The organism is Pseudonocardia nigra (genome assembly GCF_019396355.1).
GTDB lineage: Bacteria > Actinomycetota > Actinomycetes > Mycobacteriales > Pseudonocardiaceae > Pseudonocardia > Pseudonocardia nigra.
On the sequence record NZ_JAHKRK010000201.1, the window covers coordinates 1 to 15,044 of the forward strand.

At 72.7% G+C, this 15,044-nt stretch carries 14 protein-coding genes and 3 pseudogenes; 11 read left to right on the forward strand and 6 right to left on the reverse strand.

The window, feature by feature from the left end; all coding sequences use genetic code 11:
* Positions 1-1,020 (reverse strand): DNA polymerase ligase N-terminal domain-containing protein, encoded by a 1,020-nt coding sequence (locus KME75_RS32880; protein WP_219418843.1) that lies wholly within the window; start codon positions 1,018-1,020, stop codon positions 1-3.
* Positions 1,021-1,114: 94 nt separating this feature from the next.
* Between KME75_RS32880 and KME75_RS32885 the strand changes: the two genes are divergently transcribed.
* From KME75_RS32885 to KME75_RS32895, 3 genes are all read left to right on the forward strand, one after another.
* Positions 1,115-1,312, forward strand: coding sequence for a (2Fe-2S)-binding protein (locus KME75_RS32885; protein WP_219418844.1), 198 nt, complete (start codon positions 1,115-1,117; stop codon positions 1,310-1,312).
* 150 nt (positions 1,313-1,462) lie between these two features.
* Positions 1,463-1,948, forward strand: a complete 486-nt coding sequence (bfr, locus tag KME75_RS32890; protein ID WP_219418845.1) for a bacterioferritin — start codon at positions 1,463-1,465, stop codon at positions 1,946-1,948.
* Between the two features lie 127 nt (positions 1,949-2,075).
* Complete coding sequence (locus KME75_RS32895) at positions 2,076-2,300, forward strand: DUF3072 domain-containing protein (RefSeq protein ID WP_219418846.1); 225 nt, start codon at positions 2,076-2,078, stop codon at positions 2,298-2,300.
* A 39-nt stretch (positions 2,301-2,339) separates the two neighbouring features.
* Here the strand turns inward: KME75_RS32895 and KME75_RS32900 are convergent, their stop codons facing one another.
* Both KME75_RS32900 and KME75_RS32905 read right to left on the reverse strand, forming a co-directional pair.
* Complete coding sequence (locus KME75_RS32900; RefSeq protein ID WP_219418847.1) at positions 2,340-4,061, reverse strand: acyl-CoA dehydrogenase family protein; 1,722 nt, start codon at positions 4,059-4,061, stop codon at positions 2,340-2,342.
* Entirely contained in the window at positions 4,058-4,813 is a 756-nt protein-coding gene (locus KME75_RS32905) for an enoyl-CoA hydratase/isomerase family protein (protein WP_219418848.1), read from the reverse strand. The genes KME75_RS32900 and KME75_RS32905 overlap by 4 nt, the downstream gene beginning before the upstream one ends.
* A 158-nt stretch (positions 4,814-4,971) precedes the next feature.
* Here KME75_RS32905 and KME75_RS32910 point away from each other — a divergent pair, with 158 nt between their 5' ends.
* The 4 genes and pseudogenes from KME75_RS32910 to KME75_RS32920 all read left to right on the forward strand — a co-directional run bounded on the left by KME75_RS32910 (position 4,972) and on the right by KME75_RS32920 (position 8,645).
* Positions 4,972-5,421: a helix-turn-helix transcriptional regulator gene (locus KME75_RS32910; RefSeq protein WP_219418849.1), complete on the forward strand. Its 450-nt coding sequence runs from the start codon at positions 4,972-4,974 to the stop codon at positions 5,419-5,421.
* A 5-nt stretch (positions 5,422-5,426) separates the two neighbouring features.
* A pseudogene (locus KME75_RS32915) lies at positions 5,427-5,837 on the forward strand (VOC family protein).
* A gap of 148 nt (positions 5,838-5,985) precedes the next feature.
* Positions 5,986-6,124, forward strand: a pseudogene (locus KME75_RS44075) (glyoxalase); the annotation flags it as partial.
* A 130-nt stretch (positions 6,125-6,254) separates the two neighbouring features.
* Positions 6,255-8,645 carry an ATP-binding cassette domain-containing protein gene (locus tag KME75_RS32920; RefSeq protein WP_219418850.1) on the forward strand — a complete coding sequence of 797 codons (2,391 nt, stop codon included), beginning with the start codon at positions 6,255-6,257 and terminating at the stop codon, positions 8,643-8,645.
* A 732-nt stretch (positions 8,646-9,377) separates the two neighbouring features.
* On the opposite strand, the gene KME75_RS46275 is transcribed toward KME75_RS32920, so the two are convergent.
* The 3 genes and pseudogenes from KME75_RS46275 to KME75_RS44085 form a co-directional block, all read right to left on the reverse strand.
* Entirely contained in the window at positions 9,378-9,572 is a 195-nt protein-coding gene (locus KME75_RS46275; protein WP_308283299.1) for a type 2 periplasmic-binding domain-containing protein, read from the reverse strand.
* Positions 9,573-9,696: 124 nt separating this feature from the next.
* Positions 9,697-9,852 (reverse strand): annotated as a pseudogene (locus KME75_RS46280) (LysR substrate-binding domain-containing protein); the annotation flags it as partial.
* A 45-nt stretch (positions 9,853-9,897) separates the two neighbouring features.
* On the reverse strand, positions 9,898-10,254 hold the full coding sequence (locus KME75_RS44085; RefSeq protein WP_308283298.1) for a LysR family transcriptional regulator: 357 nt from the start codon (positions 10,252-10,254) through the stop codon (positions 9,898-9,900).
* 96 nt (positions 10,255-10,350) lie between these two features.
* Here KME75_RS44085 and KME75_RS32930 point away from each other — a divergent pair, with 96 nt between their 5' ends.
* The 4 genes from KME75_RS32930 (at position 10,351) to KME75_RS32945 (ending at position 14,925) form a co-directional block, all read left to right on the forward strand.
* Positions 10,351-11,547 (forward strand): MFS transporter, encoded by a 1,197-nt coding sequence (locus KME75_RS32930; RefSeq protein ID WP_219418851.1) that lies wholly within the window; start codon positions 10,351-10,353, stop codon positions 11,545-11,547.
* A 289-nt stretch (positions 11,548-11,836) separates the two neighbouring features.
* Entirely contained in the window at positions 11,837-12,520 is a 684-nt protein-coding gene (locus KME75_RS32935; RefSeq protein ID WP_219418852.1) for a FadR/GntR family transcriptional regulator, read from the forward strand.
* Positions 12,517-13,725 (forward strand): CynX/NimT family MFS transporter, encoded by a 1,209-nt coding sequence (locus KME75_RS32940; RefSeq protein WP_219418853.1) that lies wholly within the window; start codon positions 12,517-12,519, stop codon positions 13,723-13,725. The genes KME75_RS32935 and KME75_RS32940 overlap by 4 nt, the downstream gene beginning before the upstream one ends.
* A 153-nt stretch (positions 13,726-13,878) precedes the next feature.
* Complete coding sequence (locus KME75_RS32945) at positions 13,879-14,925, forward strand: sigma-70 family RNA polymerase sigma factor (protein ID WP_219418854.1); 1,047 nt, start codon at positions 13,879-13,881, stop codon at positions 14,923-14,925.
* The last annotated feature ends 119 nt before the right edge of the window (positions 14,926-15,044 follow it).

Sequence of the window (15,044 nt, forward strand, 5' to 3'; positions counted from 1 at the left end):
TCAAGGGCGGCGCGGTGCTGTTCTCCTATCCCGGCTGGCCACCTCCACCCAGTCCGCGCTGCGGCGCCCCGGCACGTACGCCGAGTCCGCGCGCTTCGCGACGACGTGCGGGAGCCCCTGCTGCTCCGCGGCGGCGACCACCTCGGGACCGCCGCCGGGGAACACCGGGGCGAGCTTCCAGTGCGGCCCGTCCAGCGGCAGCCCCTCCAGCAGCGCCCGCCGCTCCCGGAACGGCAGCGCGCAGGCGTCGTGGCCGTCGAGGTGCAGCAGATCCCCGATCCAGAGGTCGGCCCGGTCCGGGGGACCCACCAGCTCACCGTCCAGCAGCACGGCCGTGGCCCCCAGCGACGGCCCCAGCTCCCGCAGCCGCGGCACGGCCGGCTGCTCGCCGTCGGCGTCGGTCACCCGGGCCCGGCCGCCCTCCACCCGCACGATCACGCGGCGCCCGCCGAACCCGACCTGCAACCACCAGTCGTCCCCCTCCGGCAGCGGACCCGGGGTCGGCAGCATCGGCAGGGTGTCGTGGGGGAGCGGCGCGCGGTCCGGCACGGGATCCGACCGCCGCAGCAACCAGTTGTCCTTGCCGCCCGTGTCGCGGCCCCGGCCGCGGTCGGTCCGGATGAACACGAACCGTCCGACGGCGCGCTCACCTCGCAGCCGGACGATCACCTCGCGGGCGTTCCACTTCTCGGTCTCGTAGGTGCCGGCGTCCCAGATCGTCATGGCGCCACCGCCGTACTCGCCCGCCGGGATCTCCCCGGAGAACTCCAGGTACTCGATCGGATGGTCCTCGGTGCGCACGGCCAGCCGCACGGTCTCCGGATCGGTCGGCAGCCCCTTCGGCACCGCCCACGAGGCGAGCACGCCGTCCCTCTCGAGTCGCACGTCCCAGTGCAGCCGCCGCGCGTGGTGCTCCTGGATGACGAACCGGTCGTCGCGGCCGGGCACCGGGTCGGCCTCGGGGACGGGCTCCGGGGTGCGCCGCGCGTCGCGCTTGCGGCGGTACTCCTCGAGCGGCACGAAGCCAGATTAGGCGCCTCGGATCCGGCTGCGGGGCTTGCGATCATGAACCACTGGATGTCAGCCTAGCCTTACCTGAGAAGAGGAGTGCCTGGTGTACGTCTGCATCTGCGCAGCGGTGCCCGACACCGAGATCCGGTCCTGCATCGCCCGCGGGGCCCGCACGGTCGAGGAAGTCGGCGACGCCTGCGGGGCCGGCACCGGGTGCGGCTCCTGCCACGACCACATCGACGTCTTCCTCGCGGCCGCGCACGCGCCGTCCGAGCTCGCCGGGCTGCCGGCCACGGCCTGACCCCGCACCGCCTCCGACGCTGCACCGTCCTTGAGGCTGGGCTCTCCTGAGGATGTCCTGACCTGCAGAAAGGCGATCCTGCGTCGATCGGCTGCAACGCCCGTCGCTACCGTTTCCGTTCCGAGGAGCCGACGGAGCGAGGAGCGAACCATGCGCGGCGACGCCGAGATCATCGCACTGCTGAACGACCAGCTGACCAGCGAGCTGACCGCGATCAACCAGTACTTCCTGCACGCGAAGATGCAGCAGAACTGGGGTCTGACCAAGCTGGCCACCTACACGCGCAACGAGTCGATCGAGGAGATGCGCCACGCCGAGCGGCTGACCGACCGCATCCTGTTCCTCGAGGGGCTGCCGAACTACCAGCGGCTCGGCACGCTGCGCATCGGGCAGACCATCCGGGAGCAGTTCGAGGCCGACCTCGCCATCGAGGTGGGCGTGGTCGAGCGGCTCCGCCCCGGGATCGCCATGTGCGGGGAGAAGGGCGACCACACCTCGGCGAACCTGTTCGAGGAGATCCTCGCCGACGAGGAGCACCACATCGACTACATCGAGACCAACCTCGAGCTCCTGGACCGGCTCGGCGAGCCGCTGTTCCTCGCGCAGCTGGTGGACCAGCCCCCGACGGCGGGCTGATCGACCGCACGCCACCGAGGCGACCCGGGGTGGCGTGCGCCCCGCCCGCCACGTTATGACAGGAACGAGGCGGGTGGTGCGACTGCCTCGAGCTGCGCGCGGGGGAGGTCGAAGATACGTTCGACGCATGACCGACGACCGACGCACCGACGAGCCCGACCCGGCCGGTCCTGCGGCGAAGGACCCGGACCAGTGGACGACCGGCGAGGAGCCGATGACGGGCCCGCAGAAGTCCTACCTGCACACGCTCGCGCAGCAGGCCGGCGAGGACCCGCCGCCGGACGACCTGTCCAAGGCCGACGCGTCCAAGCTCATCGACGAGCTGCAGGAACGCACCGGCCGCGGGCAGTGACGCGGGCAGTGACGCCGGCGGCCGTCGGCGGCGACGGGCTCAGGGGCGGCGCAGCGCTGCCTTGACGGCGACCTCCTCGAGTGCGGCGGCTGCGGAACCGGCCGGCACCGGTCCGCCGTCGGCGAGCGCGTCGAGATTCTCCAGCGCTGCCGCCGGCGCCGCGGCGGGGTCGAGCAGCCGCTGCAGAGCGGTGTGGGCCACCAGGAGGCCGCGGTGGCCACCGCCGTGGTCGAGCTGGTGCTCGGCATGCTCCAGGAGGATCGTGGCCATCAGCGTTCGCGCGAGCTCCCCGGCGTAACGCCCGATGCCGATCTCCTGCCACTCCCGCGGATCGTCCAGCAGCCGCTCACCTGCGGCGTCCAGTGCGGCCCACCGCTCGACGAGCAGCACGCTCGCATCGCGGATGTCCGGGTGCGCCAGGGCCTCGACCCGGCCGCGGTAGACCTCGGCCAGCCGCCGGTGCGCCGCCTCCCGGCGCATGCACCGCAGCACGTCGAGGGCGATCACGTTCGACGAGCCCTCCCAGATCGACCCCAGATGCGCGTCGCGCAGGAGCCGCGGGTCGACCCAGTCCTCGATGTAGCCGTTCCCGCCGCGGACCTCCATCGCTTCACCGGTGACCTGCCGGGCCTGCTTGCAGACCGTGTACTTGGCCAGCGGCGTGAGGACCCGGACGAGCGCGCGCGCACCCTCGTCGCCGGCGTCGGCCTCGTCGAGCCGCGCCGCGCACTCCAGGACGAACCCGAGCGCGGCCTCGGCGTCCAGCAGCAGGGGCAGCAGCGTGGCCCGCATCAACGGCTGCTCGAACAGCGGCCTGCCGAACACGACCCGGGTCCGCGTGTGGTCCACCGCCTCCCGCACGGCACGGCGCATCAGCGCGGCCGAGCGCATCGCGTTCGACAGGCGCGAGACGTTGACCATCTCGGCCATCTGCCGGAACCCCCGGCCGAGGTCGCCGACCGGCTGCGCGTAGGCGTCCTCCAGCGTGACCTCCCCGCTGGCCATCGACCGCGTCCCGAGCTTGTCCTTGAGCCGGTCGATCCGCACCCCGTTGCGGGAGCCGTCCGGCCGGACCCGCGGCACCAGGAACATCCCGAGCCCGCGCGTCCCGTCGCCCTGGCCCGGCACCCTCGCCAGGGTCAGGACCAGGTCCGCCGACACGTTCGAGGCGAACCACTTGCGGCCGCGCAGCGTCCAGTGCGTGCCGTGGTCGGTCGCCTCGGTGGCGGTACGGCCGACGTCGGAGCCGCCGTCGATCTCGGTCATGAACATCGCGCCGGTGGCGAGCCGGTCGGCGTCGGTGGCCGACAGCGCCGCGATCTCGGAGGCGAACCGCTCGCCGTCGAACAGACGCAGGACCCGCGCGGCCGAGTCGGTCATCGACAGCGGGCACGCCAGTCCGAACTCGGCCTGCACGAACAGGTACGACAGTGCGTACTTGACCACGTGCGGGGTCACCGTGGGCCACCCGTGCACCCCGGGGCGGTGCGACATCGCCGCCAGCCCGAACCGGCCGAACGCGATTTCCTTCATCCGGTCGTAGGCGGGGTGGAACCGCACCTCGTCGATGCGTTCCCCGGTGGCCGAGTACTGCACCAACTGCGGGGGATTGCGGTCGGCGACACGCGCGAGCTCGTCGAGCTCGCCCGCTGCGACCTCGCCCATCTCGTCCAACAGCGGCTCGATCCGCCGCCGGTCGTCGACTGCCAGGACCCGGTCGAGCATCGGGCGCAGCGCCGGATCGCGATCGGCGAAGTTCATCGCGCCCGCCTCGTGGCGGCGGCGTAGGACTCGACCGCCTCGACGGTCGCGGGATCGGCGAACAGGTCGCCGAACACGTCGACGCTCGTGCTGACGCTGGTGCTGATGCCGGTGTCGAGCCAGGTCTCGAACAGCGACTTCTGCGCGGCGATCACCTGCCGGGTCGGCAGCGTGAGCTTCGCCAGCATCGCAGCGGTCTCGGCCCGCAGCCCGTCCGGTTCGACGACCCGGTTGGCGAAACCCGGGCCGAGGGCCTCGAGGTCGTACAGGTCGCCGGTCAGGATCATCTCGCGCGCCCGGGACAGCCCGACGAACGCCGGCAGCAGGGCGGCATCGGCCACCGAGGGGATCCCGAGCTTCACCTCGGGAAGGCCCACCCGGACGCCCGGCTGCGCGATCCGGATGTCGCACGCCAGCGCCAGCTCGAACGCGGCGCCCAGACACACCCCGTTGAGCACCGCGACCGTCGGGACCGGGGCGCGGCGCACCGCCCGCAGGAAGTCGCCGACCCGGCCGATCAGCCGGCGCGCGGTGACCGGCGTGGCGGACCGGAACGTGTCGAGGTGCATCCCGGCCGAGAAGGCACGGTCGCCGGCCCCCGTGAGGACGACGGCGCGGACGTCGTCGTCGATGCCGCGGACGGCGTCGGCGATCAGGCCGAGATCCTCGATGCGCAGCGCATTGGCGATCTCGGGACGGTTGATGGTGATCCAGCGAACGTGATCCTCGTCGGTGACGATCGGCGCGCCCAAAGCGTTCCTCCGGAGTCGGTGTGGGGCCAGGGGAGGCCCGTTCGCAGGCTAGGCGAGCCCACGGGGTGGCGGGGGCGCGGACGAGCTTCGGAAGACGGAGTCGGCTCCGGGGCCGGCACCCGGGTGCAACTCCGGCTCGACGTGGCACGATCTCGCAGGTGACCAGCAGACCCGCTGCGGCGCAGCACCTGCACGACCTCGCGCGGCTGCGCCGCGTCCGCGACCGGATCGACCGGGAGTACGCGCAGCCGCTGGACGTCGAGGCGCTCGCCCGCGGCGTGCACATGTCGGCCGGACACCTCAGCCGCGAGTTCCGGCGCGCCTACGGCGAATCGCCGTACAGCTACCTGATGACGCGGCGCATCGAGCGCGCGATGGCGCTGCTGCGCCGTGGCGACCTCAGCGTCACCGAGGTCTGTTTCGCGGTCGGCTGCTCGTCGCTGGGCACCTTCAGCACCCGCTTCACCGAGTTGGTCGGCATGCCGCCCAGCACCTATCGGCGCCGTGCGGCGCAGGCGACGGCGGAAATGCCGCCGTGCATCACGAAACAGGTGACCAGACCGGTCAGGAATCGAGAAGCGCGGGTCACGGAGCCGCACCTAGCGTGATCGACATGGACATCACCATCCATTACGCCTTCCTCCCGCACACCGACCCGGACGCCGCCCTGGCCTTCTATCGCGACACCCTCGGCTTCGAGGTCCGCAACGACGTCGGATACAACGGGATGCGCTGGATCACGGTCGGCCCCGCCAACCAGCCCGGCACGTCCGTCGTGCTGCACCCGCCGGCCGCCGACCCCGGCATCACCGACGACGAGCGCCGCACGATCGCCGAGATGATGGCCAAGGGCACCTACGGCGCCCTCCCCCTGGCCACCAAGGACCTCGACGTCGTCTTCGAGCGGCTGTAGGCCGGCGACACCGAGGTCGTCCAGGAGCCGACCGAGCAGCCGTACGGCGTTCGCGACTGCGCCTTCCGCGATCCCGCGGGCAATCTGATCCGCATCAACGAGCTGCGCTGAGCCGTCCGGCGATCAGCGACATCAACCCGGCTCGATCCATCCGCACATCCTCGTCACGGCCGCGGCGTGCCGGCCGCGACTCCGACGACACGTCCAGACCGCCCGGTCCGGGGCTCGTACGACGCCGCCGTAGCCCCAGAACGACGGGCGACGTGCCCTCGCCAAGCAGGCCGGCGTCTCCCCGGACGGCACCGGATCGCACCGGATCGCACCGGATCGTCTTTGGCAGCGATGCCGGGCCCTTCACCGACCCGGACGGGTTCGCCTGGGAGGCCACACCAGTCTGAGGCGGGCGGCCGGGGGCCCAGAGGCTCCACGGGCCGAAGTGACAGAAATACTGCTCGAGGCTGGTCTGATCGAGCCAGGCGACGCCGACGGGGACCGCGACGGCGGCCCCGCCCCACAGATGGAGACAGAATGAGCATGGCCACGAGGACGGACACGCAGTCGCCTGCGCTGCACGCTGCCGACAGCCACGATCTGATCCGCGTGCACGGCGCACGCGAGAACAACCTCAAGAACGTCAGCGTCGAGCTGCCGAAGCGCCGGCTGACGGTGTTCACCGGCGTCTCCGGCTCGGGCAAGAGCTCGCTGGTGTTCGCCACGATCGCCGCGGAGTCGCAGCGGCTGATCAACGAGACCTACAGCGCGTTCGTGCAGGGCTTCATGCCGACACTGGGCCGGCCCGACGTCGACGTCCTCGACGGCCTGACGACCGCGATCATCGTCGACCAGGAGCGGATGGGTGCCAACTCCCGCTCCACGGTCGGCACCGTGACCGACGCCAACGCGATGCTGCGGATCCTGTTCAGCCGGCTCGGGCAGCCGCACATCGGCTCGCCCCAGGCGTTCTCCTTCAACGTCGCCTCGATCAGTGGCGCGGGTGCGGTCACCCTGGAGCGCGGCGGTCAGAAGGTGAAGGAGCGTCGCGACTTCAGCATCACCGGCGGCATGTGTCCGCGCTGCGAGGGCTGGGGCTCGGTCAACGACATCGATCTCACCCAACTGTACGACGCGAGCAAGTCGCTCAACGCGGGAGCGGTCACGATCCCCGGTTACAGCATGGATGGCTGGTACGGCCGCATCTACCGCGGGTGCGGGTACTTCGACCCGGACAAGCCGATCGCGAAGTTCACCAAGAAGGAACTGCACGACCTGCTCTACCGGGAGCCGACCAAGATCAAGGTCGAGGGCATCAACCTGACGTACACCGGGCTGGTCCCGCAGATCCAGAAGTCCTACCTGTCGAAGGACGTCGACGCGCTGCAGCCGCACATCCGCGCCTTCGTGGAGCGGGCGGCCACCTTCAGCACCTGCCCCGAGTGCGAGGGCACCCGCCTCACCGAGGCGGCCCGGTCGTCGAAGATCGAGGGCATCAGCATCGCCGACGCCTGCGCGATGCAGATCAGCGACCTCGCCGCGTGGGTGCGTGGTCTCGACGAGCCGTCGGTGGTGCCGCTGCTCGGCACGCTGCGGCACACCCTCGACTCGTTCGTGGAGATCGGGCTGGGCTACCTCTCGCTCGACCGGCCGTCGGGCACGCTGTCGGGTGGCGAGGCGCAGCGCACCAAGATGATCCGCCACCTCGGGTCGTCGCTCACCGACGTCACCTACGTCTTCGACGAGCCGACGATCGGGCTGCACCCCCACGACATCCAGCGGATGAACAACCTCCTGCTGCAGCTGCGGGACAAGGGCAACACCGTGCTGGTCGTGGAACACAAGCCGGAGGCGATCGCGATCGCCGACCACGTCGTCGACCTCGGTCCGCATGCCGGCACCAAGGGCGGCGAGGTGGTGTTCGAGGGCACCGTCGAGGGACTACGGGCCAGTGGCACGCTCACCGGGCGCCACCTCGACGACCGCGCGTCGGTGAAGCCGTCGGTGCGGACGCCATCAGGCGCACTGGAGGTGCGCGGCGCCGACACCCACAACCTCAGGGGAGTCGACGTCGACATCCCGCTCGGCGTGCTGGTCGTGGTGACCGGCGTGGCCGGGTCGGGCAAGAGCTCGCTGATCCACGGCTCGGTGGCCGACCGGGACGGGGTGGTGGCGATCGACCAGGGTGCGATCCGCGGCTCGCGGCGGAGCAACCCGGCCACGCACACCGGCCTGCTCGACCCGATCCGCAAGGCGTTCGCGAAGGCCAACGGCGTGAAGCCGGCGCTGTTCAGCGCCAACTCCGAGGGCGCCTGCCCCACCTGCAACGGCGCCGGCGTCATCTACACGGACCTGGGGATGATGGCCGGCGTCGCCACCACCTGCGAGCTGTGCGAGGGCAAGCGGTTCGACGCGGCGGTGCTGGAGTATCACCTCGGCGGCCGCGACATCAGCGAGGTGCTCGCGATGTCGGTGGCCGAGGCCGAGGAGTTCTTCGGCACCGGCGAGGCGCGCACCCCGGCCGCGCACAAGATCCTCGAGCGGCTCGCCGACGTCGGGCTCGGCTACCTCACCATCGGCCAGCCGCTCACCACGCTGTCCGGCGGCGAGCGGCAGCGGCTCAAGCTGGCCACCCACATGGCCGAGAAGGGCGGCGTCTACGTCCTCGACGAGCCCACCACCGGCCTGCACCTCGCCGACGTCGAGCAACTGCTCGGCCTGCTCGACCGGCTCGTCGACTCCGGCAAGTCGGTCATCGTCATCGAGCACCACCAGGCGGTCATGGCGCACGCCGACTGGATCATCGACCTCGGACCCGGCGCCGGCCACGACGGCGGCCGGCTCGTCTTCGAGGGCACACCCGCCGACCTCGTCGCCGCCCGCTCCACCCTCACCGGCGAGCACCTCGCGGCCTACGTCGGCACCTGACCGAGGCCCTCGCGGACACCTGGGACGAGTTCGCTCATCTGTTCCGACTCGTCCCAGGTGTGATCCGATAATCGACGTTATGACAGTTATCGGCGGCAGCCCTTCCCTCCCCCCTCCGTCGGCACCCCGCGTAGGTCGGGCCGTCGACCCTTCCGGCCCTGACCCGACGGTCCGGCCTCACCGTGCACGCCGGCCCTTGTCTTCCGGGCCGGGCGTCCGCGGCCGGCCGGAGAACGCACAACCGTGCCGCACTCCGGCCGCAGCGCCTAGCACCCGGCCCGGCGGCCGGGCCGGCAAACGGTCCGGCCGCCGCTTCCCCGTCGTTGGTCGCTCTTCTCATCGATGGATCGACGACATGTATGCGTCAATCGTTGGTTGACAACGAAGATGCCGGCCCCGGCCCCTGGGCTCCGCCGGCGTGCAGACGCGCATCGCCGCGCCTCCGCATCGGCCCTCGTCGGCCTGCTCAAGCATCTGGCTCGCGTGGGCAGCCGGCGGGCGTTTCCGAGGCCGGGTTCCGCGCGGTGAGCCATCCGTCCACGCGGCGGGTGGTCGTTCGGAGCGACTTCTGAGCGCTCCGGCCGGCTCCTCCCGCCCGCGCTCCCGTCCCCGATCCGGCTCCCGCTCCCCTGGTCTCTGCTGGTCGTTGTCGTCGATTGATTGGCGATCCGTCACGTCATTCGTTCGTTGACACAAGAGATCGCGCGGTCGTCTCCGGGCCGGGATGCGCGGCTATGGCACCACCTGGCGCACGGCGTCGGCGAAGGCGCGGATCCGGGCGTTCTCGTGGTCGCGGTGCCACACGAGGCCGAGTGCCGTCTCCGGAAGGCCGGTGACCGGGATGTCGACGACGTCGATGCGCCGGTGGTACTCCGCGGTCGGGCGGCACAGCAACATCGCCCCCTGGTTGGCCGCGATGCGCCACACCCCCTCCTGCAGCGTGCCGGCGGCCGGGCCGCGCGGGACGGCCGTCCGGGGTCTCGGTCGGAGCGTGGGCCCGGCGCCAGTACTCCGCGGCGGGCTCCCCGGGCGCGATCAGCGGGACCTCGGCGAGCTCCTCGGCGGAGACCGAGTCGCGGTGGGCGAACGGGTGCCGGACCGAGATCGCGAGGCACTGCGGTTGCCGGGAGAACACCGGGCCGAGGACGAGGTCGTCCTCCTGCACCGGGAGCAGCACGACCGCGGCGTCGACCTCCCCGCGCTGCACCGGCCCGAACGGGTCGGACAGCGGGATCTCCGTGATCTCGGTGCGTCAGTCCGGGTGCCGGTCGGTGACGGCCGCCATGAGCCGGTCGTCGGCCGTGCCCTGGAAACCGATGCGCAGCCGGCCCGCGACCGTGCGTGCCGCGGTGCGGACGTCGTCGACGGTGGCGCGGAGCGCGTCGTACGCCGGGCGCAGCGCCGCCCGGAACTCCTCGCCCAGCGGGGTGAGCCGGACGCGCCGGCTCGTGCGTTCCACCAGGCGGGCGCCCACGCGGCGCTCCAGGGACCGGACGAGCTGGCTGACGCGGCTCTGTGACACGAACAGCCGCTCCCCCGTGCGGCCGAAGTGCAGTTCGTCGGCGAGCACGAGGAAGCACTCCAGCTCCCGGATCTCCAGTCCGCCCACGCGCTCCCGCCCCCGCCGTCGATCGAGAAGCCCCCCTCATGGAAGCGTGAGCGCTTCGCCGTTGTTCCGCCGCCCCCGTGGCGGTGGGCTCGGGGCATGGCAGAAGTGCATGACAAGGTTCGCCCGGCGCCGGTCGGTGCCCCGGCGAGCAGCGGGTGGTGGGCGGTCGCCGCCGTGTCGACCGGGATCTTCACCGTCGTCACGTCGGAGATGCTGCCCGTCGGGCTCCTCACCCCGATCGGCGACGCGCTGCAGGTCAGTGAGGGGACGGCCGGCCTGACTTTGATGGTCACCGGGCTGGTCGCCGCCATCTCCGCACCGCTGGTCACGCCCGCACTCGGCACGCTGGACCGGCGCATCGCCCTGTGCGGGCTGATGGCCCTGCTCGCCGGCGCGAACCTGCTGGCCGCGTGGGCGCCGGGGTTCGCGGTGATGGTCGTGGCCCGGGTGCTGGTCGGCATCGCGATGGGCGGGATCTGGTCGCTCGCAGCAGGGATCGCGGTGCGCCTGGTGCCGGCGGGGTCCGTCGGGCGGGGCACCGCACTGATCTTCAGCGGGATCGCGGTGGCATCGGTGCTGGGTGTCCCGGCCGGGACGTTCCTCGGCGAGCTCCTCGGGTGGCGGTCGACCTTCGCCGTGATCGCGGGGCTGGCGGCGGTCGTCGCGGTCGCGATGGCGGTGCTGCTCCCGCCGCTGCCCGCCGAGCGGGCCGCCGGGCTGGGCGGCATCGCGCGGCTGCTCGGCAACGCGCGCGTGGCCACGGGGCTCGCGGTCGTGGTACTGCTGGTCACCGGGCACTTCGGCGCCTACACCTACGTGCGCCCGGTCCTCGAGCAGCTGGGCCGACTCGACGCGGCGCTGGTCGGGACGCTGCTGCTGGTCTATGGGATCGCCGGGGTCGTGGGCAACTTCGTCGCCGGCGCGGCCGCGCAGCGGTCGGTGCGCGCCACCCTGCAGGTGCTGTGCGGACTCGTCGCCTGCGCGGTGCTGCTGCTGGCGCTGCTCGGCACATCGGCGGCGGGCTCCGCCGTCGCGCTCGTCGTGTGGGGGCTCGCGTACGGCGGGGTGTCGGTGGGTGTGCAGACCTGGCTGATGGCAGCGGCTCCGGACGCCCGCGAGATGGCGTCGTCGCTCTTCGCCGGGGTGTTCAACGCGGCGATCGCACTCGGTGCGCTCGCCGGCGGCCGGGTCGTCGACGGGTTCGGCGCCCCGGCGGTGCTGGCCTGGGCCGGCGCGCTCGCGGTCGGCGCGCTGGTGGTGGTGGCTCTCGGCCGCGCACCCGCCCGCCGCTGAGCGGCCCGCCCCGGTGCCGCAGCAAATTTCCCGCAGCCCCGGTGGCCCGCGCGCAACTCGTTGATCAAGGCGCTGACGTCGCTTCGGATCGATCCACCAGCGACGTTTGCGCCTTGATCGCCGGGCTCCCGGCCCGTTCGCACCCGGTGGCTGCCACCTCCGCTGCCCCGCTACCGCTGTCATCGATCGATTGATGATCCGTCGCGTCAATGCTCGATTGACATCTGGACGAGCGAGGTGTCGGTCACGCCTGATCCGGGAGGCAAACATGGGATGTTAGGTTCTTTTCGTGGGTCTGTCGGCGGTGCGCACCGGGCGGGTGTGCGACGAGGTCATGGCGCAGCTCGAGCAGCTGATCGCCGGCGGCGAGTGGCCGGTGGGGTCGAAGATCCCACCGGAGCCGGAGCTCGTCGCCGCCCTGGGTGTCGGCCGCAACACCGTGCGCGAGGCCGTCCGCGCCCTGGAACACGCCGGGCTCCTCGAGCCGCGGCGCGGCGACGGCACGTACGTGCGTGCCACGAGCGACCTGGGGGCCGCGCTGCTGCGTCGGGCCCGCCGGTCGTCGGTGCTCGACGTGCTCGCCGTCCGCGCCAGCCTCGAGCGCGACGCCGCGGCTGCGGCCGCCACCCAGCGCACCGACGCCGACGTCGCCGCGATCGACGAGGCCGTGCGCGCCCGCCGCGCCGCCTGCACGGGGGGCGACCGCGCCGCCTTCGTCGCCGCCGACCTGGCGTTCCACCAGGCCGTGATCGCCGCGACCGGCAACCCGGTGCTGATCGACCTCTACGCCGGCCTCACCGAGGCCATGCAGCGCACCGTCACCGCGCTCGACGAGGCCGACGACGACCCCGGTGGCTTCCCCGGCCACGAGGAGCTCGCCGCGGCGATCGCGGCGGGCGATCCCGTTGCCGCGCGGGCCGCCGCCGACAGCTACCTAGACGCCGCCCGCACCATCGCCGAGGCGGTCCGATGACCGCGGTGACGGCGGACGCGACCACCACGCGGGCGACGCGGTCGTCCGTCTGGTGGGTCGGGGTCGCGATCGTGCTGGTCGCGGCGAACCTGCGGCCCGCGGTGGTCGGCGTCGCGCCGATGCTGGCCGAGATCCAGGCGAGCGAGGGACTCTCAGGCACTGCGGCGGGCGTGTTGACGGCCCTTCCGGTGCTCTGCTTCGGGCTGCTGGCCCCGGCCGCGCCGCGGCTGGCCCGCCGGTTCGGCATCGAACGCGCCCTGCTCGGTGCGCTGCTGCTGCTCTGCGTCGGGTTCGCGGTGCGCGGCATCGGCCCGGTGTCCACGCTGTTCGCCGGCACCGTGCTCGTCGGATCGGCCATCGCGATCGGCAACGTCCTGCTGCCGAGCCTGATCAAGCGCGACTTCGCCCACCGGACCGGCGTGATGACCGGGCTGTACACGATGGCGATCTCCGCGGGTGGCGCACTGTCGGCCGGCGTCACGGTGCCGCTGGCCCGGGCGGCGGGCGTCGACTGGCGCGGTGGGCTCGGCGTGTGGGGTCTGTTCGCGCTGGTCGCGGTGGCGTTCTGGGTGCCCCAGCTGCGGCGGGTGGACCGGCGCACCGGAACGGGCGGCGCGCGCGTCACCGGCCTGTCCCGGGACCCCGTCGCGTGGCAGGTCACCGCATTCATGGGACTGCAGTCGCTCGGGTTCTACGCCGCGGCGGCCTGGCTGCCCGCCGTGTTCGTCGACCGTGGCTTCACGCCGGCGGCCGCGGGCTGGCTGCTGTCGCTTGCGAGCCTCGTCGGCATCGTGGGGGCGATGAGCGCGCCGATGCTGGCCACGCGGTTCCGCAGGCAGCGGCTGCTGGCCGTCGGGCAGACGACCCTCGCGGGCCTCGGCCTGCTCGGCGTGCTCGCACTGCCCGGCGCGGAGGTGGCGGCCATGACGGCGCTGGGCATCGGGCAGGGCGCCGCGCTCGGGCTCGCCCTGACCCTGATGGCCCTGCGTGCCCCGGACGCCCCGCACGCCGCGGCGCTGTCGGGCATGGCCCAGAGCATCGGGTACGTCGTGGCGGCTGCGGGGCCGTTCACCGTCGGGGCGCTGCACGACGTCACCGGCACCTGGACCTGGCCGCTGGCGCTCCTGCTCGCGCTGCTCGTGCCGCAGGCGATCGTCGGCGCCCTCGCCGGCCGCGACCGGTTCGTCCGGTCCCGGCCCGCCTGACGCGCCGACGATCACCGTCCGCGTCCCCCGCTCCCCCGTTCGCCGCCCCTTCCGGGGTCGCGAGGGGGTGGAATTGTCGGCCCCGGGTTCTACGCTCGCCCCCGAACGCGCAGGAAGCACCCTGCGCGCCGTCCCATCCGGGGGGAACCAGCCATGACCGACGTCGCCACCACCGTCGCCGCGCCACCCAGCACGTGGGAGCAGTACCGGGTCGAGCTCACCGCGTACTGCTACCGCATGCTCGGCTCGGCCGCCGACGCCGAGGACGCCGTCCAGGACACGATGGTGCGCGCCTGGCGGGCGTTCGACCAGTTCGAAGGCCGCTCGTCGGTGCGGTCCTGGCTCTACCGCATCGCCACCAACGTCTGTCTCACGATGCTCGACGGCAGGCAGCGCCGGGCCCGCCCGATGGACTTCGGCCCGGCGGGCACGGCCGAGGGGCCGCTCGGCCCGCCGCTGCCGGAGGCCACCTGGCTCACCCCGATCCCCGACGCCCGCGTCCTGCCCGCGGTCGCCGACCCGGCCGACCTGGCCGTCTCCCGGGAGTCCGTGCGGCTCGCGTTCGTCGCGGCCCTGCAGCACCTCCCGGCGCGCCAGCGGGCCGTGCTGATCCTGCGCGAGGTGCTGCAGTGGAAGGCCTCGGAGGTCGCCGAGCTGCTCGACACCTCCGTCGCCTCGGTCAACAGCGCGCTGCAGCGGGCCAGGGCCACGCTCGCCGAGCACCAGCTCGAGCCCACCGAGCCGGTCGACGCGATCGACGACGAGCACCGTGAGCTCGTGGCCCGCTACGCCGAGGCCTTCGAGCGGTACGACGTGGCCGCGCTCGTCGCGCTGCTGCACGAGGACGCCACGCTGTCCATGCCGCCGTTCGACCTGTGGCTGCGTGGGCCGGAGCAGATCCAGCAGTGGTGGATCGGCTGCGGCGCCGGTTGTGCGGGCTCGCGGCTCGTCCCGCTGCAGGCCAACGGCCTGCCGGCGTTCGGGCAGTACCGGCCCGACCCCGACGGGGGCTACGCCGCCTGGGCCATCCAGGTGCTGGAGATCTCCGGCGGCAGGATCACCGGCTGCAACTCCTACCTCGACACCGAGGTCCTGTTCCCGATGTTCGGGCTGACGCTGCGCCTCGACGCCGACGGCACGCCGGTCCCCGACCCCGCCATCGGCCCCGTGGCCGAGCCCGCCGCGGGGTCGACGGCCTAGAGCGTGTCCCGTGGATCATGCGGGTCGGCTGCGGTAGATCTCTTCTGTGCTTGATCGCCACGACTTGACCGACGCGGAGTGGGCACGGCTGGAGCCGTTGCTGCCCGACCGGACACCGC

What these genes read in the sequence shown, in the direction of transcription:
- bfr (WP_219418845.1), top strand. Translation starts at nt 1,463, where the DNA reads ATGCGCGGCGACGCCGAGATCATCGCACTGCTGAACGACCAGCTGACC.
- KME75_RS32895 (WP_219418846.1), top strand. Translation starts at nt 2,076, where the DNA reads ATGACCGACGACCGACGCACCGACGAGCCCGACCCGGCCGGTCCTGCG.
- KME75_RS32900 (WP_219418847.1), bottom strand. Translation starts at nt 4,061, where the DNA reads ATGAACTTCGCCGATCGCGATCCGGCGCTGCGCCCGATGCTCGACCGG.
- KME75_RS32920 (WP_219418850.1), top strand. Translation starts at nt 6,255, where the DNA reads ATGAGCATGGCCACGAGGACGGACACGCAGTCGCCTGCGCTGCACGCT.
- KME75_RS32930 (WP_219418851.1), top strand. Translation starts at nt 10,351, where the DNA reads ATGGCAGAAGTGCATGACAAGGTTCGCCCGGCGCCGGTCGGTGCCCCG.
- KME75_RS32940 (WP_219418853.1), top strand. Translation starts at nt 12,517, where the DNA reads ATGACCGCGGTGACGGCGGACGCGACCACCACGCGGGCGACGCGGTCG.
- KME75_RS32945 (WP_219418854.1), top strand. Translation starts at nt 13,879, where the DNA reads ATGACCGACGTCGCCACCACCGTCGCCGCGCCACCCAGCACGTGGGAG.